At 38.6% G+C, this 21,010-nt stretch carries 30 protein-coding genes; 22 read left to right on the top strand and 8 right to left on the bottom strand.

From position 1 onward, the window contains the following. The first annotated feature begins 337 nt into the window (after positions 1-337). From FHW36_RS30105 to FHW36_RS30115, 3 genes are all read left to right on the top strand, one after another. Positions 338-742 (top strand): DUF6876 family protein, encoded by a 405-nt coding sequence (locus tag FHW36_RS30105; protein ID WP_145675230.1) that lies wholly within the window; start codon positions 338-340, stop codon positions 740-742. A gap of 78 nt (positions 743-820) precedes the next feature. Further along, entirely contained in the window at positions 821-1,504 is a 684-nt protein-coding gene (locus tag FHW36_RS30110; RefSeq protein WP_145675232.1) for a SprT-like domain-containing protein, read from the top strand. Between the two features lie 80 nt (positions 1,505-1,584). Beyond that, positions 1,585-1,764 (top strand): hypothetical protein, encoded by a 180-nt coding sequence (locus FHW36_RS30115; protein ID WP_145675234.1) that lies wholly within the window; start codon positions 1,585-1,587, stop codon positions 1,762-1,764. 114 nt (positions 1,765-1,878) lie between these two features. On the opposite strand, the gene FHW36_RS30120 is transcribed toward FHW36_RS30115, so the two are convergent. Further along, positions 1,879-2,256, bottom strand: a complete 378-nt coding sequence (locus FHW36_RS30120; protein WP_145675236.1) for a carboxypeptidase-like regulatory domain-containing protein — start codon at positions 2,254-2,256, stop codon at positions 1,879-1,881. Positions 2,257-2,626: 370 nt separating this feature from the next. Continuing rightward, the gene (locus tag FHW36_RS30125; protein ID WP_145675238.1) at positions 2,627-2,872 is read right to left on the bottom strand and encodes a hypothetical protein; all 246 of its coding nucleotides are present in this window, start codon (positions 2,870-2,872) and stop codon (positions 2,627-2,629) included. 256 nt (positions 2,873-3,128) lie between these two features. Between FHW36_RS30125 and FHW36_RS30130 the strand changes: the two genes are divergently transcribed. From FHW36_RS30130 to FHW36_RS30145, 4 genes are all read left to right on the top strand, one after another. After that, positions 3,129-3,572 (top strand): hypothetical protein, encoded by a 444-nt coding sequence (locus FHW36_RS30130; RefSeq protein ID WP_145675241.1) that lies wholly within the window; start codon positions 3,129-3,131, stop codon positions 3,570-3,572. A 188-nt stretch (positions 3,573-3,760) separates the two neighbouring features. After that, a complete protein-coding gene (locus tag FHW36_RS30135; protein WP_246121264.1) occupies positions 3,761-4,189 on the top strand; it encodes a LexA family protein in 429 nt (142 codons plus the stop codon). 2 nt (positions 4,190-4,191) lie between these two features. Then, positions 4,192-5,454 (top strand): Y-family DNA polymerase, encoded by a 1,263-nt coding sequence (locus FHW36_RS30140; protein WP_145675245.1) that lies wholly within the window; start codon positions 4,192-4,194, stop codon positions 5,452-5,454. Positions 5,455-5,850: 396 nt separating this feature from the next. After that, on the top strand, positions 5,851-6,585 hold the full coding sequence (locus tag FHW36_RS30145) for an SOS response-associated peptidase family protein (protein ID WP_186452681.1): 735 nt from the start codon (positions 5,851-5,853) through the stop codon (positions 6,583-6,585). 135 nt (positions 6,586-6,720) lie between these two features. Here FHW36_RS30145 and FHW36_RS30150 read toward each other — a convergent pair whose 3' ends face one another. From FHW36_RS30150 to FHW36_RS30160, 3 genes are all read right to left on the bottom strand, one after another. After that, positions 6,721-7,086 (bottom strand): helix-turn-helix domain-containing protein, encoded by a 366-nt coding sequence (locus FHW36_RS30150; RefSeq protein ID WP_145675248.1) that lies wholly within the window; start codon positions 7,084-7,086, stop codon positions 6,721-6,723. A 41-nt stretch (positions 7,087-7,127) separates the two neighbouring features. Beyond that, positions 7,128-7,433: a type II toxin-antitoxin system HigB family toxin gene (locus tag FHW36_RS31130; protein WP_145675250.1), complete on the bottom strand. Its 306-nt coding sequence runs from the start codon at positions 7,431-7,433 to the stop codon at positions 7,128-7,130. A gap of 1,542 nt (positions 7,434-8,975) precedes the next feature. After that, complete coding sequence (locus FHW36_RS30160) at positions 8,976-9,266, bottom strand: hypothetical protein (RefSeq protein ID WP_186452682.1); 291 nt, start codon at positions 9,264-9,266, stop codon at positions 8,976-8,978. Positions 9,267-9,696: 430 nt separating this feature from the next. On the opposite strand from FHW36_RS30160, the gene FHW36_RS30165 reads away from it, so the two are divergent. The 14 genes from FHW36_RS30165 (at position 9,697) to FHW36_RS30230 (ending at position 17,075) form a co-directional block, all read left to right on the top strand. Next, positions 9,697-10,311, top strand: a complete 615-nt coding sequence (locus FHW36_RS30165; protein WP_145675253.1) for a recombinase family protein — start codon at positions 9,697-9,699, stop codon at positions 10,309-10,311. A 19-nt stretch (positions 10,312-10,330) separates the two neighbouring features. Next, positions 10,331-10,765: a hypothetical protein gene (locus FHW36_RS30170; RefSeq protein WP_145675254.1), complete on the top strand. Its 435-nt coding sequence runs from the start codon at positions 10,331-10,333 to the stop codon at positions 10,763-10,765. A gap of 114 nt (positions 10,766-10,879) precedes the next feature. Next, positions 10,880-11,101: a hypothetical protein gene (locus tag FHW36_RS30175; RefSeq protein ID WP_145675256.1), complete on the top strand. Its 222-nt coding sequence runs from the start codon at positions 10,880-10,882 to the stop codon at positions 11,099-11,101. 27 nt (positions 11,102-11,128) lie between these two features. Next, positions 11,129-11,473 (top strand): hypothetical protein, encoded by a 345-nt coding sequence (locus FHW36_RS30180; protein ID WP_145675258.1) that lies wholly within the window; start codon positions 11,129-11,131, stop codon positions 11,471-11,473. A 17-nt stretch (positions 11,474-11,490) separates the two neighbouring features. Beyond that, the gene (locus FHW36_RS30185; RefSeq protein WP_145675260.1) at positions 11,491-11,964 is read left to right on the top strand and encodes a hypothetical protein; all 474 of its coding nucleotides are present in this window, start codon (positions 11,491-11,493) and stop codon (positions 11,962-11,964) included. Between the two features lie 69 nt (positions 11,965-12,033). Then, positions 12,034-12,471 (top strand): hypothetical protein, encoded by a 438-nt coding sequence (locus FHW36_RS30190; protein ID WP_145675262.1) that lies wholly within the window; start codon positions 12,034-12,036, stop codon positions 12,469-12,471. Positions 12,472-12,681: 210 nt separating this feature from the next. Continuing rightward, entirely contained in the window at positions 12,682-13,068 is a 387-nt protein-coding gene (locus FHW36_RS30195) for a hypothetical protein (RefSeq protein ID WP_145675264.1), read from the top strand. Between the two features lie 26 nt (positions 13,069-13,094). Beyond that, a complete protein-coding gene (locus FHW36_RS30200; RefSeq protein ID WP_145675265.1) occupies positions 13,095-13,364 on the top strand; it encodes a hypothetical protein in 270 nt (89 codons plus the stop codon). Between the two features lie 124 nt (positions 13,365-13,488). Then, positions 13,489-13,740: a hypothetical protein gene (locus FHW36_RS30205; protein ID WP_145675267.1), complete on the top strand. Its 252-nt coding sequence runs from the start codon at positions 13,489-13,491 to the stop codon at positions 13,738-13,740. Between the two features lie 264 nt (positions 13,741-14,004). Next, on the top strand, positions 14,005-14,466 hold the full coding sequence (locus FHW36_RS30210; RefSeq protein WP_145675269.1) for a JAB domain-containing protein: 462 nt from the start codon (positions 14,005-14,007) through the stop codon (positions 14,464-14,466). A 462-nt stretch (positions 14,467-14,928) separates the two neighbouring features. Then, entirely contained in the window at positions 14,929-15,189 is a 261-nt protein-coding gene (locus tag FHW36_RS30215) for a hypothetical protein (protein WP_145675271.1), read from the top strand. A gap of 712 nt (positions 15,190-15,901) precedes the next feature. Next, the gene (locus FHW36_RS30220) at positions 15,902-16,255 is read left to right on the top strand and encodes a hypothetical protein (RefSeq protein WP_145675273.1); all 354 of its coding nucleotides are present in this window, start codon (positions 15,902-15,904) and stop codon (positions 16,253-16,255) included. A 128-nt stretch (positions 16,256-16,383) separates the two neighbouring features. Further along, positions 16,384-16,716 carry a S1 domain-containing protein gene (locus FHW36_RS30225; protein WP_145675275.1) on the top strand — a complete coding sequence of 111 codons (333 nt, stop codon included), beginning with the start codon at positions 16,384-16,386 and terminating at the stop codon, positions 16,714-16,716. 56 nt (positions 16,717-16,772) lie between these two features. Beyond that, positions 16,773-17,075, top strand: a complete 303-nt coding sequence (locus FHW36_RS30230) for a hypothetical protein (protein WP_145675277.1) — start codon at positions 16,773-16,775, stop codon at positions 17,073-17,075. Between the two features lie 219 nt (positions 17,076-17,294). On the opposite strand, the gene FHW36_RS30235 is transcribed toward FHW36_RS30230, so the two are convergent. Continuing rightward, positions 17,295-17,744: a hypothetical protein gene (locus FHW36_RS30235; protein WP_145675278.1), complete on the bottom strand. Its 450-nt coding sequence runs from the start codon at positions 17,742-17,744 to the stop codon at positions 17,295-17,297. A gap of 445 nt (positions 17,745-18,189) precedes the next feature. After that, positions 18,190-18,873, bottom strand: coding sequence for a sensor histidine kinase (locus tag FHW36_RS30240; RefSeq protein WP_145675281.1), 684 nt, complete (start codon positions 18,871-18,873; stop codon positions 18,190-18,192). 418 nt (positions 18,874-19,291) lie between these two features. Here FHW36_RS30240 and FHW36_RS30245 point away from each other — a divergent pair, with 418 nt between their 5' ends. Further along, positions 19,292-19,525: a helix-turn-helix domain-containing protein gene (locus FHW36_RS30245; protein WP_145675282.1), complete on the top strand. Its 234-nt coding sequence runs from the start codon at positions 19,292-19,294 to the stop codon at positions 19,523-19,525. On the opposite strand, the gene FHW36_RS30250 is transcribed toward FHW36_RS30245, so the two are convergent. Continuing rightward, positions 19,517-20,596, bottom strand: a complete 1,080-nt coding sequence (locus tag FHW36_RS30250; RefSeq protein ID WP_145675284.1) for a PDDEXK nuclease domain-containing protein — start codon at positions 20,594-20,596, stop codon at positions 19,517-19,519. The two genes, FHW36_RS30245 and FHW36_RS30250, sit on opposite strands and share 9 nt — an antisense overlap. Positions 20,597-21,010 lie beyond the last annotated feature (414 nt).

Below are 21,010 nucleotides of genomic sequence, written 5' to 3' on the forward strand. Positions count from 1 at the left end.
TTCATCGTTGATGTTTCTACTCGACAAGAAAGGAGAAGAAAGGCCCTACGGCCTCTGATTCTGGAAGTGGGGGCTGCTGCCGCCGAGCCACCCCCTCCCCATACCCACCCCTCCCGGCGGGGTTTCAAACAATGGGAGCCGGCAAGGCCGGTATAATTCCGTGACAATACCATGACAAACCCTTTTTTAAAGACCGCCTCACCATAACGGAATGCAAAAAATGCAAAAGTAGAAAAGTAGATTTCTATTTAAATGACATTATTATGACCAAAATACTGTCTACTTTAGTAGATTTCTACTTTTTTTTCGTACCTTTATATAACAAAATCAATTAGTTATGGAAAATAGCAATAAAAGGCAAAAAAACCTTAATATGATTTTAGCTACCCAAAAATTTAGAGGTACAGACCTTGTTTTCAAGCATGATTTAACCGGTCGAGTTATGACTGAGGGCATTTTAGAGATCCGGGATAACTATAAAGGCCAATGGTTAATCGATCATATATTATTTTTCACTAAATGTGTCGCCCTCGAAAGCAATATTCAAGTATGGAATCTTGTCCGTTGTTTTACAACGGATGATAGCTTCACGGAATCTTTTTATTTGACCTGCTCTAATGATCAAAACGAAATGGTTTATTGTACTAAGATTAACCGCGTAGATTTTCCGGCAGATTTCCTAACCCTTCATTATAAAGAAGGCGTATTGTATTTACCGGGGGATGATTTTTTTAAAAAGTAGAAAAGTAGATTTATACTTTAGTAGATTTATATATTTATAGATTTCTATTGCTGTATCGTACATTACAAACTTAATATCATGGCTATTACACATTATCAATTTAACACATTAGAGAATTTATTTTATTACTATAACATTGAATTGTTTGATGCCTCGTTACCTGATTGCCTAGTAAATATGAGCCGACATAGAGGGGCACACGGTTTTTTTGCACCTGACAGTTGGAAGGATGACAAGGATAAAATAATACACGAAATATCATTAAATCCGGATAGCATGACGCGTCCTGACCACTTATGGCATTCTACTTTTGTTCATGAAATGTGCCACCTATGGCAATTTGCGCTCGGCAGACCACCCCGGAAGGCATACCACGACTTACAATGGGCTGCTAAAATGGAGGAAGTAGGTTTGATGCCTTCTTCTACAGGTCAACCCGGAGGAAAGAAAATAGGTCAAAGTGTAACCCATTATATTATCGATGGCGGCCCCTTTGATATTTCTTTTAAAAAAATTACTGCTGACCAGCTGGCTACCCTTAAACTGCCGTACTTGCCCAATTATCAAATTAATGTAGCACCTACCACCTCTGGAATTGATCGTACACTGGCAAAGACGCAAACTGGATTTATTGCCCCTGTGACAAAAGGTAAAAATGGGGTAAAATCTGTATATACCTGCAGCTGTGGTGTTAAGGTTTGGGGTAAACCGGCCTTGCAAATCAAATGTGGTGTATGTGATGACTTGTTGAATGAAAGATAAATTTTTTCAAAGTAGAAAAGTAGATTTCTACTTTTCTACTTTTCTACTTTTCTACTTTCTTACCAGATAATATATATTTTATGAAAGAAAATATAGAAGAATTTATCACCCGGTATTATAGATTAATGCTTATCATTTCATTTTTCTTTGGCTTATTGCTAGGTGCATCACTGGCTTTATATTATGCAAACCTACAGTTATTGGATATTTTGGAAAAAGCATCTGCTGTTCTAATGAAACAATCGACTGCAGGTTTATAAACATAGAAAAGCCGCCCAGTGGCGGCTTTTCATCCCCTATGCGCACTCTTAACGTCAAAGTTTAGTGGCCCCGTTTTATATAATTCTACTTTTATATAATTCTACTTATCTACTTTAATTGGTAATGCTGGCAATGTGCCTAATTGATGGAGGAGTGAATGTGTTGTTTTTCAATATGATCGTTTTAATATTTTTCTGCGGTAGTTGTTTTTCGGTAATGATTAATAGGTTTTCTTCTGCAATATATCCGTTTAGTGAGGCTATCAAGTGGTAATTACCGATAGGGGCAAGAAGGGAAAATTTTCCCTCATTATCAGTTACTGTGTTTTTAATAGCGATGCCATCACCGCTATAGAGAGTAACCAACACTTTTGAAAGGTAAACAGCTTTACAATCCTTAACGGTTCCCTTTAAAAGGATTTGTTTTTGTGATTGACTGAAACCCACTGTAGTAAGCAGTATAAAGCAAAGCGATACTATAAAATGTTTCATAGAGAAGTTTTAAAATGGGGGCCACGATCCCTATAATCGGCCCCCCATACCATCAATTTATTACCAATGCTAAATAAACACATTACAGTTTTTCAACTGTTAATGATTGCACAAAATGAGCGTATTAACTAATTTTTTATTGCTTTACTTTTTCTACAGACCACAAACCGGAAATGTTCGCGAGGCCTCACGGACTGTATAACTCTATTATAATAGCAGCAATTGGGGAGATTATATTCAATCCCTCAACGCAGAAAAGTGGGAAGCCGTTTTATTGCAGATAGCAGCATACACTTTATTGTAAACTGGATTTACTGGCACTGGAGTAATGTTCATTACATCAGTGCCAGACATTGGGACCACAAGATCTTTAATCGGAAAGTGTTGTATTCATTGAATCATCTGTTAAAAATCCCCGGGCGGCCCTAACAAAAAGTTTTTCTAATCCAGTTAAACTCGGATCTGCTTCTAATTCTATTATTTTAGCCTCTAATTCCTCTTCCTTTAGATCGAGGAAATGCTTGATGAAGAAGTCAACACTCTTTTTCTCCCATATTTTTGTTGCTGCGTACTCCTTTACATTAAATCTCTTTCTTAACATTGGTGGTTTGTTCATACTGGCAGATTTTTGTTTATTGTTGATTTTAGAAGGAGCAATTTATTTTTTGCTGCACAGTAAACTTGAAATCTAAACGAAAAAATTATCTGCTTAACATATATAGTTTTTTACCTGTTTATGTTAAATTTCGTTAATACGCTCACAGTAAGATTTTGTAAATGATTGGCCGCACGGCAAAGTATACTATTGTGATATTCTTTGTATCCGTAGTTGGCGACTTCCGCTGCCCATTTTATTTAAAAAATTGTTCTCTGTGTTTAGATGTACGTTTTTATTAGTATGGCTGATAGCCTTAACAGGTGAGGCTAAAGCTCAAAAAATTAAGGCAATAGAGCTAAGACTTGTAAGTAGGGACTTATCGCGGGAAACAGCAGATCCGTTAAATATTTATATCGAAAATGATTCTCAGGTGCTGGCATCCAAACAACAGTATTTTGAATGGAAAACGTCATTTCCCCCCATAATCAAAATGCAGTTATTGCAGGGAATATCCTTAGAGAAATTTGAGCGTTGTAAATTAAAAGTGTTGCTCAAAAAAGGGAGGGAGGCGTATAAGTTTGATTGCGTTATTAGCGTTTACGTAGAAGGTCAGAAAAAGCCGATAAAACGGCGAGTTAATGATCTCAGTTTTCCGGGATCGGTTTTTCCCTCAAAGCAGCAAGATTCTATTATCTACCCGTTAGCGGTGAAACTATAACATCAAGAGGGGCAATACAACCACAGTCCTGTTATCTACTGGTAACAGGGCTTTTTGTCTAATTTTTGGGGAGCTGGGCTATAATAATTTCACCCAAAACAAATTTGTCCAAATCAGCTTTTGTTATCCGAATAAAAAACTAATATAATTAGTAAATAAATCCTAATTTTACTAAAAATATTAGTATAGTGAAAGAGGTTTGGCGAATAAACGATAGTAAAATTATACTACCTGTCATTGCGGGCAGCCTTCCTGCTGGCTTTCCGTCACCAGCAGCCGATTATATTGAAAATTCCATCGACCTCAATACACTACTGATCAGCAATCCAACAGCAACATTTTTTGCACAAGTTCATGGTGATAGCATGACGGGAGCATTCATACACCCTACAGCCACCCACCTGATCATTGATCGTTCACTTGCCCCCAAACACAGGGATATAGTGGTAGCAATAGTTTTGGGAGAATTTACCGTTAAGCGATATTTGATTTTGCCACAGGGTGTAATGCTTGCTGCAGAAAACCCAAAATTCAAGCCTATACCTATTTCAGAGGGGATTGATGCGGAAATTTGGGGGGTTGTTACCTACTTTATCACGGAAGCCCAAAAGGTATAGCCATGTACGCCCTCGTTGACTGTAATAACTTCTACGCCTCATGCCAGCGGGTTTTTGAGCCGCGCATCCGGCGCCTGCCGGTTGTTGTCCTTTCCAACAATGACGGGTGCATCATTGCGAGAAGCAATGAGGCAAAGGATCTCGGTATAAAAATGGGGGATCTGCCGTTTAAAATGTTGGATTTTTTGACCGCTAACAATGTTCAGATCTTCAGCAGTAATTACACCCTCTACGGTGATATGAGCGCCCGGGTTATGCAGGTGATTGCGGCAGCAGCACCGAAATATGAAGTTTATAGCATTGATGAAGCCTTTATCGACCTACAGGGGGTGGCTATTAATGAACTGGAAGCCTTTGCCAAACGTTTAAAACGGAATATACTGCAGGCAACAGGATTACCTGTTTCTGTGGGAATAGCCCCAACTAAGACACTTGCGAAACTTGCAAACAGATGGGCAAAAAAACATCCTGAAACAGACGGGATACATGTTTTAGGTACTGATCAGAAAGTATCAGTAGCCCTGCAGCAAACAATGGTAGGGGATGTTTGGGGTATTGGGCGCCAGTATGAGCAAATGTTGAATCGTCACAATATCACTACAGCCCTGCAGCTCTCGCTGACTTCTGAAAGCTGGATCCGAAAGAGCATGTCAGTAGTAGGCCTGCGTCTAGTGAAAGAGCTAAAAGGGCAATCCTGCATTTTACTAGAAGAAATGCAGCCACCCAAACAGAATATATGTACCAGTAGGTCATTTCCAGAGATTATTACGGAAAAAGAAGATGTGCGTAAATGGGTAATGACACACATGGCCAGCTGTGCGGAAAAACTGCGGCGCCAGAACAGCTGCGCCAGTGCAATACATGTATTTTTACAAACAAATCCATTCAGAATGCAGGATAAGCAGTATTATAGGAGTATTACTATACCATTGCTCACTCCTGCCAATAACACCCCTGAGCTGTTGTTCTATGCTGGAAAGGCGCTGAATGCTATTTATAGGCCCGGATACAATTATAAAAAGGCGGGGGCAATGGTGCTGGATCTGGTGCCAGCCTGCGAACGGCAGGGTAGTCTATTTGATTCAGTAGATCGGCTACGGGCTGAAAAATTGATGAATTGCATAGATAGCACCAATGCAATATTTGGGAGAAACATTGTACGGTACGCCTCACAGGGCTACGGGGAGAGATGGCAGCTAAGACAGGCCCGTAAATCACCCAGCTATACAACACGCTGGCAGGACGTGATTAAAATTCAAATCTGATCCGTAGGCTGACAGCCGCAATCCGCGTCAATCCTCACTTTAAACAATTTGAACATGAAAAAGGAAAACCTGCATATTCTTTTCATTTTCCGGATGCAGCAAATAGCGATAATTAAAAAAGCCAATACTATGGCTAATGCAGTACTCATTTTTTGGGTATATTTAGTAAGTTTTGGGAACAGACAGTACAAGGTCGGAGATAGTACCATCAAATTATATACAAATATATATAATATAATCGAGGTTCCCAAATTTATCATCAGATAAAATGATAAAAACCAACAACTTACACACTTAATATAGCATTAAATAACTAAAACCTGTTTTATGTGCTACCACGTGCGCCGGCCTACGGAAGAAGAACTGTATAACTATGTCAACAGTACTAATTTTGCTATGGAATACCGATGGGAGGCGGACTTCACGATCACACATGAATACCCCGGTTTATTGGACGCAAACGGCTTTGCTCATCCACATCTACCCGTTCTACTCAATACCGATTCGCACAACATCCAGTATGTGAAATGGGGCTTTTTGCCGGGAAAAGTGAAGGATGAAGCAGCAGTGAAGGATTTTTATATAAAATACACAGGAGGCCTGAACTGCAAAGGGGACGAGGCTTTTAATGGAAAACTGTATAAACAGGCCATCATCGGACAACGGTGTATCGTCCTTACTCCTAATTTCTATGAAAACCGCCACCAAGCCCCCTCCGGGAAGAAAACACCGATCAAGTATCCCTTTAAAATAGGGCAACGAGGCAAGACCATGAACGCGCTGGCTGCAGTATGGAACGACTGCTATATTGAAGCTACAGGGGAGGTCCGGCGGGTTTTATCAGTGGTCACCACTGTTGCCAATGAAGCAATGGCTATAGTTCATAATTCAAAATTACGTATGCCCGCATACGTTCGCGCTGAACACTTCGGGCTGTGGCTCTCGCCAGATCCACTGACGAAAGAGGAAGTCGATACGGTAATTGTGCCCGCTGAAAACAAGGAAATGAGTATAGTACCCATAGATAAGTCCTTTAATGCTCAAAAGAAGGATCCTAATCAGCCTATAATTGAATATGAATATCCAGAATTAAAAGAAGCGCTACAAGAGCTCCACGATCTGCAGGCGTAATGTAATGAACATTGCAAAAGTAGAAAAGTAGATTTCTACTACTCTGCAAAGTCAGGATATACGATGTTTAGGCAAAAAAAACTGCCTGATTTCTCAGACAGTAAGGAAGTTTGTTTTTAAAAGGATGGATCTGGTTTAAATGCTTTCTAGTAGCATGTTTCCGTCAATCTGGTAACGGAGGTGAACTTCTCTAAGAAGCTCAACATTAGGAGCTGTTTTTCGGTTTAAAATATTACTTAAAAAACCTGAGCTAATGCCTAATTCAGTAGCTAACTGGTTTTGTTTCAGTTTCCGGGATTCCATTAAATAAGATAGAATTGCAGGGAAATCTGGCTTTAAAGGCATGGGAAACGCAATATTTTCCCACGCCTCAATAGCATCTGATAACTCGTCAAGTTTGGCTTCTTCTTCCGCTGTGTGATTTGAAATCCCTTTTTCTAAAAGAGTTTCCAGCTCAGTCATTGCGCGATAGTATGCCAACTTGGTTTCGATTTTACTCATTTTTACATAAGGATCTAAATAAATTCACAATCGAAGTTTCATTACATTGTGATCAAAGTCCCATTCTTGTTGTGTGCATCATACTCTGTGTGTGTTAAAACCCCACGAACGTACAAACACCTATTCTTAAATTTTATTATCGCTACTAATCGGTAGTTATTACCTCCGATGTTAAAAACGTAGCGATCGTCTCCGATGTAGTCACAGGTCCTGTAAACTTCTTTCAATTCACTAAAATTACTGCACGTTGCCTGTAAAATTTTATTGTACCAATCGTTTAACGGGATAACGGCTGGCGGGTGCTTTGTCCCAAAATCAACTATGGGACCGCGAGAAATCACTCTCATGTCTGTCTGTTAAATAAATTTTTAAAATGCTCATATCGAAGGTTTGGTTTACCCCTGCGGACGCCGCAGTATTAGTTTAAATTACCCAGACATTTTACAGCAGCGCTGGGATTTCGCTTCTTTTGCTTTTATTAATACGAAGGTATGAAAATTAAGTTTTTAAACAAAAAAATATTTCCATTTGGAAATTAATTTCCAAATGGAAATATTTGAAGAATTTAGCAGCTGTAATTCTGCTATTTTTGATGAGTGCGCCGTGAAAAAGTTATGAGCAAACTCACGCATTTTAATGATAAAATTAGTATATTGATTATCAATGTATTAGATAGGTGATAAATCCATGGCTTAATTTTCCTTTAGTTATTATTTACTTTTTGCCCATTTTAAGGCTCATATTCAGCTTTTGTCCTGTTGCCTATCTGGGTTATCCACAATTTGTGTAAAACTGCGCAAATGGGGCTGTAAATCACTTTTTTTTGGTGGGTGAAAATCAAACTATTAACTTCGCAGTTATTCTGATGTTACAAGGATAAAGGCAACGGGAAAACAATATTTATAGCAGAGAGTGCTATACAAAGAAAAAGGCCGGACTTACTATTCCCCGGCCCTTGTAACAAAATGATAAATTCAGAAAAATGCCCGAAAGGGCATGAAATGGTAGTAATTTATTGCCGCAGTAGGCGGTTTAAAGGAAAAGTTTACTACCCATCAAATGGAAGAACACATTTTAGATTTTTCGTTTGCCCGATATGCAAAGGAAAAAAAAGCTAAAAATGTGTAGACAATTAAGCTCCTGTTTGCGCAGGGGCTTTTTTGTTTTATGAATGTAACGCAAAGGTCGTAAACTTTTGCAAATATTTTCGCAAAAATATTTAAATATTTTTTTACTAAACCCGTAACCACAGCGCAATTTGTCCTACGGCTGGTTCGCTTATACGAACCTTGTCTATAAGTACACTGGCTGGGGGTTCGCAGATTTTTATGTTTATTTTAATCAGCTATTCCTACAATAGAAATCAAATTTAGCAGCTTTAAGGGCTGCCGTATCATCCTTTAATGTAATGTTCATTACAGAAGTAGAAAAGTAGAAATCTATAAAAGTAGAAGGGTTTGTTTTGTCCAAACCCTTTTCCTGTCCTGTATCAGTAAACAACTGTATTTTTTTTATAGATCGATGAGAATTGCATTTCAGCTATTCTTTTAAGTATTAGTGATTGGCCAGTTCCAGCACGGAATATCCTGTCTATATCCTGAATGGTTGAAACGTGGATTAATGGCATATCTTTCAGGGGGTCTGTCGAAAGGAGCCATTGAGCATAAATGTATTTTACACCCAAATTCAAGAGGTTACAACTCAACCTGTAATAATTGCAGTGAGACACATAATTAAAACCATGAGATAACAGAATTTCAGAGTTAATCATAAAACATATATTTATTACAAATATATGACTTTTTTTATTAATGAATTTTGTATAGTGTGACTATCGCTACGTGTAATCACGTATCAAAAAACGACCATTTTAACATAGGCCGGAAACCTCACGGATCTTTACCCCTTATCCATTTTGCCACCATTTTATAAGCAACTCTACCCCCTGATCCAACAATTCCAGCTCCGAGTACCGATATTTCACCACTATTCAGAGCATAAATAACTACGCCACCGATAACCAAGCTTATAAGGAAATAAAATCCCAAAAGTATAAGTAAATTAAGCGTATTACGGCCACCGCCTCCTTCACCATTAAACTGCATCTTGCGGACGTCAACACTTAGACGCTCCTTCTTTGGTTGTGTATTCATTGTTTTTAATATTTTAAATAGGGTCATGAATAAAAAATTGAAATGCCCTACTGAGATTCTAGTGGTATCCCCGTTTGTATTTCGGATAAAAGACATTATGCTCTATAAAAAGAGGTGAGTAATACAAACCTGTTATGGGTTACAGAGAATTAATCAGTTCACGGCAATTAAGCATCAGAAAAATGCCCCCTTCAGATATTGTACTCAAAAAGTGAATTTCTGTTTCACGATTGCTAGATACGGGAAAGATAATTTTATGGGAAACCTGACTTTTTTACAAAACGTTAAAAAAGTATTGGGAAAGTGCCTTCTTATAGATTACATGAAACTGATCGGTTTTGTGTAATCTTTGAAAGGATTACTTCGGATAATCTGATGATAAAAAAAATATTACATTAAACCTTTACACTATTTCAAATTACACTATATTCGTTTGCGTAGAGTAAAATGTAATTATATGCAGTTTGGTTATGCGAGAGTATCAACGCGGGAGCAGGATTTAACAGTCCAATTAGAGGAACTGCAGAAGGCAGGGTGCGAGCGCGTATTTTCAGAGAAAAAAAGCGGGGTAGTAGACCGTGAAGAATTTAATAAGATGGTGGAGCAGCTGCGCGATGGCGATGCTGTTTGTGTAACTGAGATTTCCCGTTTAGGGAGAAAAACGGCTGATCTTATAAGGCTGCAGGATGATCTTCATAAAAAGGGGATTCATTTTGTAAGCATTCGTGAGGGTATTGATACTCGCACAGAAATGGGGAAGCTGTGGTATTATATCTGTGCAATCTTTGCAGAGAATGAAAGGAAGTATACTAAGAACAGAAGTGATAGGGCCAAAGATTCCGCAAGAGCAAGGGGGATAAAAGGAGGTAGACCCCGGGGACTATCTGATGAAGCCAAGAAAAAGGCGTTAATGGTACAGGTACTTTATAAAGAGGGTCAGCCTGTGGAAAGTATTAGAAAAGCACTGAAAATAGGCAGCAACGCTACTTTTTATAAGTACCTTGAATATGCAAAACAATCTCCTGAAACACCTATATCAAAGGGCATACGCGCTTTGCTGGATAAAAAATAATTCTCTAAACGTTCACTATATGGCAAAGAAAAAACAGCCCCAGAAACCAGTAGAGTACAATTTTCCTACTGATGAGGGAACCGGAAAAGTAAAGGCCATTGCCTTCAACCCTTATGATGATCCCAAAGGCGACGATTTTGCAGATAGATTTAAAGCTGTGGCCGAAAGTAAACCTTCTACTTTACAGGAGTTTATTCAACGGCTGGATAAAACAGGCAGGGAACCACTGTCGGCAAGGGATGCACGTATTACTAAACTTATCGCCAACCTGAAAGCCGCCGAAGAAGAAGGATTTCATTTTATTTACTGTAAAGAGGGGCAAGGTGTTCCTGATGCAATAGAAGATAAACAGTTTGCAGTAACAGGCACTGAAGCAGAAATGTTAGCTGACAACGACCATACACAGCTGATCGAAGACTGGATTAGGGATCTGGGAAATGACCTGCACAATTAATTCAATAAGTGTTCTTTATTACTATAAATGTAGAGGTAGTGTCAATTAGCCTTAATATATTAATATATTAAGGCTAATTGACACTACCCTTGTTAAAGGGCAAAAAACGTTCATATGAGCATTCCATCAACAAAAACTGTAATTATAAGTTTTCTTATCGCCTCTATTACTGTTTCAGTTGCGGTATTGTATACTAATGCGGGGAAGTTTACCGCTTTATATTATGTAGGGAGGATTCTTTCAACATTAGGTACTTTTCAATTTTTCGTAATCGCCCTATGGAGGATAATTGGCGGGGTTATAAATGGTGAACTGGATAAAAAGCGGCCCAAATAATAATTTCAAAAAACGTTCATTTAAATCATGCAAAAGAGGGAAGATATAAAACAGGAAAGCCTTATTCTAGCATTTGAATCCCGAATGGCGTCTATTAGCCAAAATCTTTTTTGCGCCCATTGGGAAAGCGGTATAGAAACAATTGTGTTCCATTACTCTCTTGCCCCGGATGTATTAAATGAAACGCTTAATTATTGGGCGCTGCCATCATCATGTGATAAAGAACAAGTAATACTTTTAATCGAAGAATTAAAATTGTTATGGGAGAGAACAAAACAGTGGTTTAACGGTGAAGCCATTATAAATGAAAAAGAATGGAAATCAATATATAATGAAGTAGCTGCGAAATCCGGATGGGTTATTCTAGTTTAAAAAAACGTTCATATTACATGATAGAACCAAAAGTTAAGGATGATGTTATCCGCTTATTATATGAGAGGAAGGGCACGGCAGAAATTGCCACGGCATTGGGTATTGAGCAAAATTATGTAGTTGCGGCTATACGCGAAATACAAAACAGATTTCCCGGAGGCTTTTCCGAGTATAAGCCTTATGGAGATAACATGATAGGGATTTCCTTACATCCAAAATACGCAGAAGAAATGTTCATCTTTGTAAAGACCGGCGGCGGCTTTCTAGCTGAACATGAAAAATATCAGGACAGTGTGAAGAAAGAGAACTATAAAAGTGAACTGGAAATATCGAATTTAGAATTGGCCGTTAGAGCGGCCCAAGAAGCAGAACTGAATGCAGATAAGGCGGAAAAGAGAGCAAAAAGGGCCGAGCTATATGCTGGGGGGGCTGTAATTGTTGCGATTGTGGTTTTTCTCTTCGAGATTTATAAATTTATTATTGCCAAATAGTAGTATCAAAAAACGTTCATATCCTGGTCGCCGGTCGGATTTCCGATAATTCCACTAATTCTAATAGACATGAAAAGCAAGCACCTAATGTATTTTAGTATAGCCAGTTTTCTTCTCACATGTGTATATTTTAGCTATGACAATTATGTCAGGTATGTCAGATTAAAGAAAAAAGCAGAACTTGATAAATTAATGGTGATAGCCAGAATCAATGCGTCAAGAGATGATATTCGGCCACCGGGGGTCTTTTCTCAGGAAATACGTTACAGCGGGCATGAGGCAATTAGTAGCGATGGTCGAACACTTGATCGATCAAAGCTCTCTGAAATGGATAAGAAGAAAGGAATAGATATCATAATGACCTATACGGACGATAAAGGAACAGAAATATCAATTCTAAAGCATTGGACACCCTTAATGCTGGGTATAGGGCTTCCGGAACTAATTCAAAAGCAAAAGGAGCTTATGAAACGTGATAGCTCTACCGTAATCTATAATCTCAAATAACGTTGGGTACTGGTTACAGATCTGGACACCTGTAATGAACATACACGCTGTTTGTCCAAATCAGCTTATTTTCATAAAACTAGGTACCCTTAACATTTGCTACACAGTAGCAAAGCCATTTAATTTGATATTCGCCACTGCTAATAGAACAATAGATTATGGCGACCGCCCCAATTTTTGGGGTGGTATAATCTCATAAAACAAAAAACAATGCTTAATCACTACTTTGATAACCTCGGATTTAAAGGATACGTTTTACTTGGGAGCGTAGCCCTTTTAGTCGCTGTTGGGTGCTTTTTTATTGGTGATCTTTCAATAGTAGTTAGAGCCGTTTTGTTTATGGCTCCGGCGGGTTTAGCTTATTTCTGTTTTCGCAGGGCGTACATTATTTCGGTTATCAGGGCCAGTGGTCAGGCAAAAAAAATATTATCTTTTTTTAAAAAGTATAATTTAGATGTGGATGATCTTTCGGAATCCGAAATTTCAAAAAAATTAAGAGAGATTGCAAGCAATAGCTTAATTAAAGTGGAAGATAGGAATTTTGCTCAGCAGTTGTTAAATATTGAAGAAAGTAATTCAAAAGGCGGCGATGCCTAATTTCAAAAAACATTCAATTATCTGCTATGACATATATCATCGGTTATTTTCAAAATAACAAACCCCGTGTATTGGTTAATCCTCAACCATTCAGGTCTATTACTGAATTACAGCCAGCAATCGAAATGATTATCAAACCTACAGCGGAGGATAAACTAAGCATTACGGAAATTATGGCGCAGGTAGCATCCGATGGCATTTGTCGTGTTCATAGGGAAGATATTTCATGGATGATAGGTGAGGACAGCATTATACAGGAGGAAACAGATTCTTTTACTCATATTCTTTCGAGCTGATCACCGAGCACAAGGTTCCCCTTTATTTCAAAAAACGTTTATATCCTGAAAACTGGGCGGATTTCCGGAAATTCCAGTAATTCCAATAATTCCGGTGTTATATACATCAAAAAAACGTTCTGTTATGAATAATGAAAACTCAAAGAGTTATTTAATTGTTTCAGCCTCAAAGAATTATGGAGCTGGTGTTCAGTTTTTTTGTTTTGGGCAATCTACGGGCGGATTTTCCTGTATTAAAGTGGAAAAAGGGAGAGGGATTACGGAAGTGGCAGAGTTAAAGGAAATTCAAAGTTTAGGAAGTCTGCAGCAGAAATCCAGACAGGAATTAATGGAGCTGCTTAATGATACTTTGTGTCCCACAGCAATTATCGACTAGTATATTAATGCAGCGATTGCTAGCGTCAGGGCCTTGATTGGAAATTGGGGTTATTAATGTTGGTACAAAGTTCGGTCGGATGGCCGAAACGCAAATCAACGAAGGCGCTTCTTAAAACGGCATCAAGGGGGTTGGGGGGCAAATCCTGCACTAGCTACAGTAAGTTGTCAGCTCTTCCATCCACGCATTTACGCGCCAACGAAGTTCGCTTATTCGTCCCTGCCGCCCGGAATGGGGTTCCATCATTAATTAAAAATAATTACTATGGAACTAAACAATCAGTATGAAGTATCTGAAATAGAAGTCATCATAAAACGTTCATACAACATCACAAAGCGTCCGAAAATCAACAGCAGTAGTGACGCAGCTGACATATTTAGAGAACTATGGGATAATGACAGAATCGAGTTACAAGAACAGTTTAAAGTGATGTATCTGAATCAACAAAATAGTATATTAGGTGTTTATCAGTTATCTACTGGTGGCATGACCAGCACAGTTGTCGATATTAGATTACTTTTCGGTGCAGCAGTGAAGTTGGCTGCCACGAAAATAATACTAGCGCATAATCATCCGAGTGAATCACTGAAGCCAAGTCAGGCAGACATAAGGGTAACACGTAAAATTAGAGATGCTGCCGCTGTTATGGATATTGAGTTAATGGATCACATTATTATCACCCCTAGCAATGGTTATTTTTCCTTAGCAGAAGATGGCCTATTGTAAAAGGCCATCTTTTTAGTATCATAAAATGTTGGGTACTTGTCCAAAATAGCTTTTTTTAATGTTCATATCAAGCGCACCGGTCGGATTTCCGGAAATTCCAGTAATTCCAATAATTCCGGTGTTATTTACATCAAAAAAAATCAACTGGCCACCGAGGCCCGCTACCTGACTAATCTTAAAAAACGTTCATTATGGCTACCATTGATAGCGTTCTCAGTATGACTTCTACTTCATTTCTAATATCTGTTAACGGACGTGATTATATCGTGTTACCTCATGAATCCGGGGACAGAATGATTTATAGGGTTCAGATTGATAGGAATGTTATAGTTTTTGTTCCTAATGAATCAGGATCACTTACTCCTGTCGGTCAAACTTCCAAGATTCTTTTAAATAGCATAGCTCAGGAAATCGAACGTTATTTTCTATAATACTTTCATGTTTCACGTAGAAATTTGACAAATGAACATAGTTGTGCAAAAACGCCCAGATCCGAACTCTGATAATAAGGCGCACGAATTAAAAGTTACAAATCAACTCAACATCGGTATTCAGAAATGCCTTCATGAGGCGCTGAAACCTTTAGAGCAGGAAATAAACAAGTATCCTGATCACAAGATCATTTTTACAAATGAAGATCAGTTAGGTATTGTGGGGCTACCGCCACAGGTAGTTTATCAAATTGAATATATTTTCACAAAAACAAATTGGCTAAAACTATAATATAAGAAGAACATAGGAGGTCGTGTAGTATCAAAAAACCTACCCTTATTATGTCAAAAACGTTCGGTACCCGGTAACGTTAAAAGGTGTATTAAATCCTAAAGGATCACTAAATAACAGTCTATGGAAAATCAAGACATTTCTAACTTTAACCATTCCCTTTTATTGGCAGGATTACCATTAGCATTAGGTATTGGCATATAAACGCTAGGCAAAAAACGTCAGGTACCTACTCACCTGCAGCTGGGGTACTTGTCCAAAACAGCTTTTTTTTTAAACATTCTTTATTTAGTATGATTGGACATAAGGAGGCTATTACGCAATCTATCAAGAATACAGAAGCTTATATCTATGATGCCTTACTACACTTTACTGAGAAAACGGGATCTTGTACCAGCATTCAAGTTTACTGGTATGTCCGAGAGAGAAGTATTTGCAAGTTGAGCGCGATAGATGCAGCAATACGAAGAATAAATAGGATCTTAAAGAATGCTGAGATTTTAGAAGTGTATAAACAAGGCCAATCTCCAGCTCGTTATGAAATTTTAGACAGGTCCCAGCTGTTGAAGCTAAAAGGGGGTATAAAATAATAAGGCTTAATTAAAAAAGTTCGGTACTTAAGGACGTTGGCTGGTGTATTAAACATAGAGTAATTACACAAGATCAAAGCGGAAAAAACTAATTTAAAAAATTACCATCAACATATTGCAATATGGATTTTCTAAACAACCTAAGCCCTAAAGGCATAATTGTTTTGGGTCTTACAAGTTTATTAATTTTGATTGGACATTTAATGTTTATTCATATTGATTCCCTTGATTGGGTTTTGCGGTTCTTTTTATTAGTCATTACTGTGTTATCCCTTATACGAGGGATTGCCATGCAACGTAGAGCAAAGCTAGATCATGAGGTTAAAACAATGATATTTTATAGGGATTTTAAGTTATTTAACTTACCTGAAAATCAGTTGCTCACTAGATTAGAAGAGATTGTTCATAATAATTCGCTATCGGATGAAGATAGGAGCTTTGCTGCCGATATTCTGAATGAAAAACAAAAGAATTGACTCGTCACCAACGCCGTAAACCGCTATGGTGCGGCATAATACTCCCTTGGTAGTAATAAAATAGTATAAAAGCCTTATTGCTTTTGAGATGTTTAGCAGGCACATTTGCTAAATCTCAATTCTTGTTTATGATGCCTGAAAAAGTCCCAGCAGCTGATGAAATGTCAAAAGCAGGTAATATAAAAATCAAACACTCAATAGGCATTTTGCTTTATTTCATCCCCTTTGTTTTGATGGCACAGGAAAAACAAATAGAGGGGGTGATGGTTAAAGCCCTACCAAGCGGTTATTTTCGCGTTAAACTGTTAAATGATAGTTTAGTACTCGGTTACCTCCCCGGACAAGTAAAAAGAGCCTTTATTCGCTTTTACAAGGGGGATACGGTGATCATTGCAATGGTTCCCAAGGGAAGGAGGTACAGAATTATTTACAGTAGAAAAACAGATGATCCTGCACCTTAAATTAAATCTCTCATTACAGTTGTAATCTACATTACGACCGTCAACTGAATATCACTATGTTACACTGGAAAAGAAAGGAGAAACCGATTAAAAAAAAACACCCCGGATTTTTAACATCCTACATGACAGATAAATTTTCAGACGATCCAACTGGAAAAAAAATGAAGTCACTATCAGGCCTCTTTACAGCATATGGCTCAAAGATGCTCATTTTCTTAGGAGTAATGCTAATATTTGCACTGGTCGGAGAAATGCGGATTACGAGAGTTTATCGGACAGTGGTTTTTGTTTTCTTAGCTATTATCGCCATCGCTTTTATAGTCGGTACTTCAATTATACGGCGCCGTATGAAAGAGTAGAGGGCCTGGCCCTCTACATCACCTCACATTCATATCCCATCTGCTCTACATACGCCACTACAGCATCAGTGGGGATTTTCCCCACAACACGTAAAACCTTGTCGCAGTCCTCCAAATCTACGGTACATGCTATATCAACATGATTTTGCTTTACCTTATTGATGATTGCCTTTGCCACCTCCGGGCTGTTAATGTTAGTTTTGAATATTAGGATCATTATTATGGGTTTATTGTATTTTCTTTTATGGTTTTATAGAGGATCTGCATATCAACGAATAGTTGCGAAAATATTTCCCTCACAGCTTTCATTTCCTTGTCTTTGATTGGTTTTTTTCTGATGTTTCGCCTTACTGCTTTGTCCATTGTCCATTTTAGGCGTTCACTAATGGATAATATGTATATTGGTGGCAAATCATGGAGCATCTGGTTTAACCCGCATAATTGAAACGTTTTATCCGGTAGTCTGCCTGTAACTGGCAACAGGACATATTTAAATTGTTGCTCGTAGTCTTTTAACAGCTCCCCCCATATCTCTATTAAATTGACCTTTTCCTTTTTGGTGAGAACGTTTTCTCTAAATTTTCGATAGTACGAAGATGTTGACCATTGATTTTTAAAAACGACTTTCTCCCTGAAAAGTGGCCCTAGCTGCAAAATGGCTTCATACATCGCAGTGTATATCACTATAGGACTGTTTTGGTCAGGGTGTAATTGGGTGAGAATGCGATTTTCCAACATGTTTATTTAAGAAGAAAGAAGAAAAGTAGAAATCTATAAAAGTAGAAATGTAAACCAGTCCCGATGAATCAGGACCGGGTATATCATTCATTGTTTGTTAACCCCAAAAAAAGGTAACCTGAAAGCGTATCAGTAGTAGCTGTTCAATATTTAATTTCATCATGAGGTATATATTTTAACAATACTCTGTTTGTCAGGCGTAACATCCAAAGTGTTAGGGTTATGCCCTGCTGGTCGAAACCTTCTTTTGCTGCTATCCCAAAAACATCTTCAAGTAACCTTTGCGCTACTGGTTCCGGGACATTTTTTAGTAACTGTCGGTAACAGATGGGAGAGTAGGTATCGTATAGTTCAGCATCAGATAAAATGCAGTTAATTATATCCATACAATCAAGGGAAAAATAAGTGTATGTGTAGTTCCGTGCTTTGAGCTAGTTGTTTCTAATGTACCATTCATTGCTGTAACGAGATCCTTTACAATTATTAGCCCCTGTCCATCAGTGTGTGGATCTGAAGGGAGCCCCGGGCCGTTGTCTGTAATGGTAATGCTATATTTTCCCGGGGGATGCTGCTGGGCTTTTAACTCAATTCTACCTCCCACATTGCCATGTTTTAGGCTGTTGTCTATAAAATTGATTAGAATACGCAGTAAAAATGTACTGTCAGTATGTATGGTAATAGGAAAGTCATTGTCTAAATAGCGATTTAGCCGCATCTGCTTTTTCCTTAGCGTGGGTCGAAATAGCAACTCTATATTTTTAAATAACTCATAAAGAGAAACTACATCGTCATTTTTGGCCGGACCATATTTTTCAACTTGGCTTGCAGCCTCATTGACACGGAAGATAATTGCTTTAAGCACCTCAACAGAGGTAAAGTAAGATTTAAGTAGGTCGAGCGCTGTATCCTGATCACCGGTTTTTATGGCTCTCAGTAGTTCCTGCTGTGCTGCAGACATATTATTGATAGGCTTACTTATATCGTGTATCAACGGTTTTAACAGGTCTAAAACCCTTTCTTTTACCAGCAGGTTTTGTTCGGTTATCTTTTCTGTTATCATCCTTTGAGGGGGTTTAGGTTTCGGATAACAGCCTTTTTTAATACAAAAAAGGCGTGAAGCTCAACGCTGCCTGTCCTGCGGGCCGTCCAAAGCCCTGAACCAAACAACGCGAGCCCACGCCTTAGCTGTGAGCTTCGCATTGCCTTGTGGTTCTATTGAATTTGGACGTTCGCAGGACCAAAGCAGATGCGTACACTAGTTTTTTACCTATGGGTCACAAAAATAGTGCATCGATATATAATGTACGAAAATTCAACTCATTGTTGATTTATTCAAGTATAATGATATTATTTCGCTTCTCCAAAAATTAAAGTATTTGTTTATAAAAGTCAATATAATTTAAATTATACCCTTATAGTTTAATATATTAAATTCATTTGATAAAACTAACTTATTTTCAATTTGTTAGCTTTGCAGTATGTCAGCAAGGCAAGTACGGGAACAAGGTAAAAAATTTAATCGCTTGAAGGCTGTTTTAGCCCTTCGGGACATGACTGCAAAGGATCTTGCTGCGAAAACGGGCTATTCAGCACAAACCATATCTAAATGGAATACGAATAGAGAACAGCCGCGCCTTGATGATCTATTTTTAATGGCCGAAGTTTTAAATGTTAATCCCTGTGAGCTTATCGAGTATACCCCCCTAAAGTAACTTTGCAAGATCTTCAGGGGATGGTAGGGCGTCCTTCAGATTATCTGGGAGATCCGTTGTTAATTCATAACTATATGTTGCAACTCCCATAGGTTTACTAATTGACCGGAACGCATACTCTACTACGGTTGCATTTTTTTCCTTACATAAGATTATACCAATGCTGGGGTTTTCATGGGGCATTTTGACCGTGGAATCCAATACTGATAGGTAAAAGTTCAGTTGTCCGGCATGTGATGGCTCAAACTTACCTGTTTTCAATTCAAAAGCGATAAGACACTGCAGGCGCCTATGATAAAAAAGTAGGTCTATGAAGTATTCCTGACTATCTACCACCAGTCTATACTGGTTGCCAATAAACAGAAATCCACTGCCAAGGCCTAATATAAAATCCTTAATATTATTTATGATCTCATTTTCTAATTGCCGTTCGTTGGCTGGCTGGATGTTTATGAAATCCAACAGATATTCATCTTTAAAGGCCTCAACAGCATGGGGGAGTATTTCGGTCGGCAGTGTAGCTGTAAAATTGTTTGCTATTTTCCCGCGTTGCTGGTAGAGATTGGTATCTATGTTATATTCCAATACCCTAAAGGACCAGCGCAGAGTAACCGCTTCCTGCATGTAATACCATCGTGCGGCTAAATCTTTTACACTAAGGAGCTTGTAATGATGAGAAAACCCCAGCTGTAAGAAAACAGACTTAAAGGCGTCTGCATTCACATAATCTAATATATTTGAGCTGCTGGCTGGTAATTCCCTCGACACTGTTGAGGGAATTAAAGTATCTGTTAAGGAAGCGTAGGCAAGGTAAAATGCACGCATCTTCTCTAAATTGCCCACAGAAAAACCCCGGAGGCCAGGCACTTGCTGTTGCAAATCCTCGGAAATACTCTGCAGAATTTTAGCCCCCCACTGAGCACCGGATATTTTGCCGTGTAGCGATAAACCTACAGAATAGTATAATAAGAGTTGCTCCCGGTTGGCCATTTTTGCGGCTTCAAATCGGCGCTGCAGGATATTTTCTTTTAGCTCAGTGATTAGCTTTATATATTCCTCTCCTTTATTCATAGTTTACAAACGTACAGAACTTACGCAAAGATGCAAGGCCCCTTTCTGTAATGTACATTACAATTAACCGGCCTTGCCGGCTCCCATTGTTTGAAACCCCCGCCGGGAGGGGTGGGTATGGGGAGGGGGTGGCTCGGCGGCAGCAGCCCCCACTTCCAGAATCAGAGGCCGTAGGGCCTTTCTCTTTTACAATATTGAAGGCTTTATTTTGAACCGAGCGTTATCTCTGGTTCTGCCCCCACACTGCACTATACTCCCATTTCAGTAGTAAAATAGTGCTTAGGCCTTATTGTTTCTTATGGAGTAAGCCGGCAAATTTACTGAGAGATTTGGCTGAGGGGCAAAGGGATAGTTCAACCGGGAGATTATCCGGCAGATTTATCCGGTGATCTACCAGAAGATCTACCAGTAGAT

The sequence above is a fragment of the Chitinophaga polysaccharea genome (assembly GCF_007829335.1).
Taxonomy (GTDB): Bacteria; Bacteroidota; Bacteroidia; order Chitinophagales; family Chitinophagaceae; genus Chitinophaga; species Chitinophaga polysaccharea_B.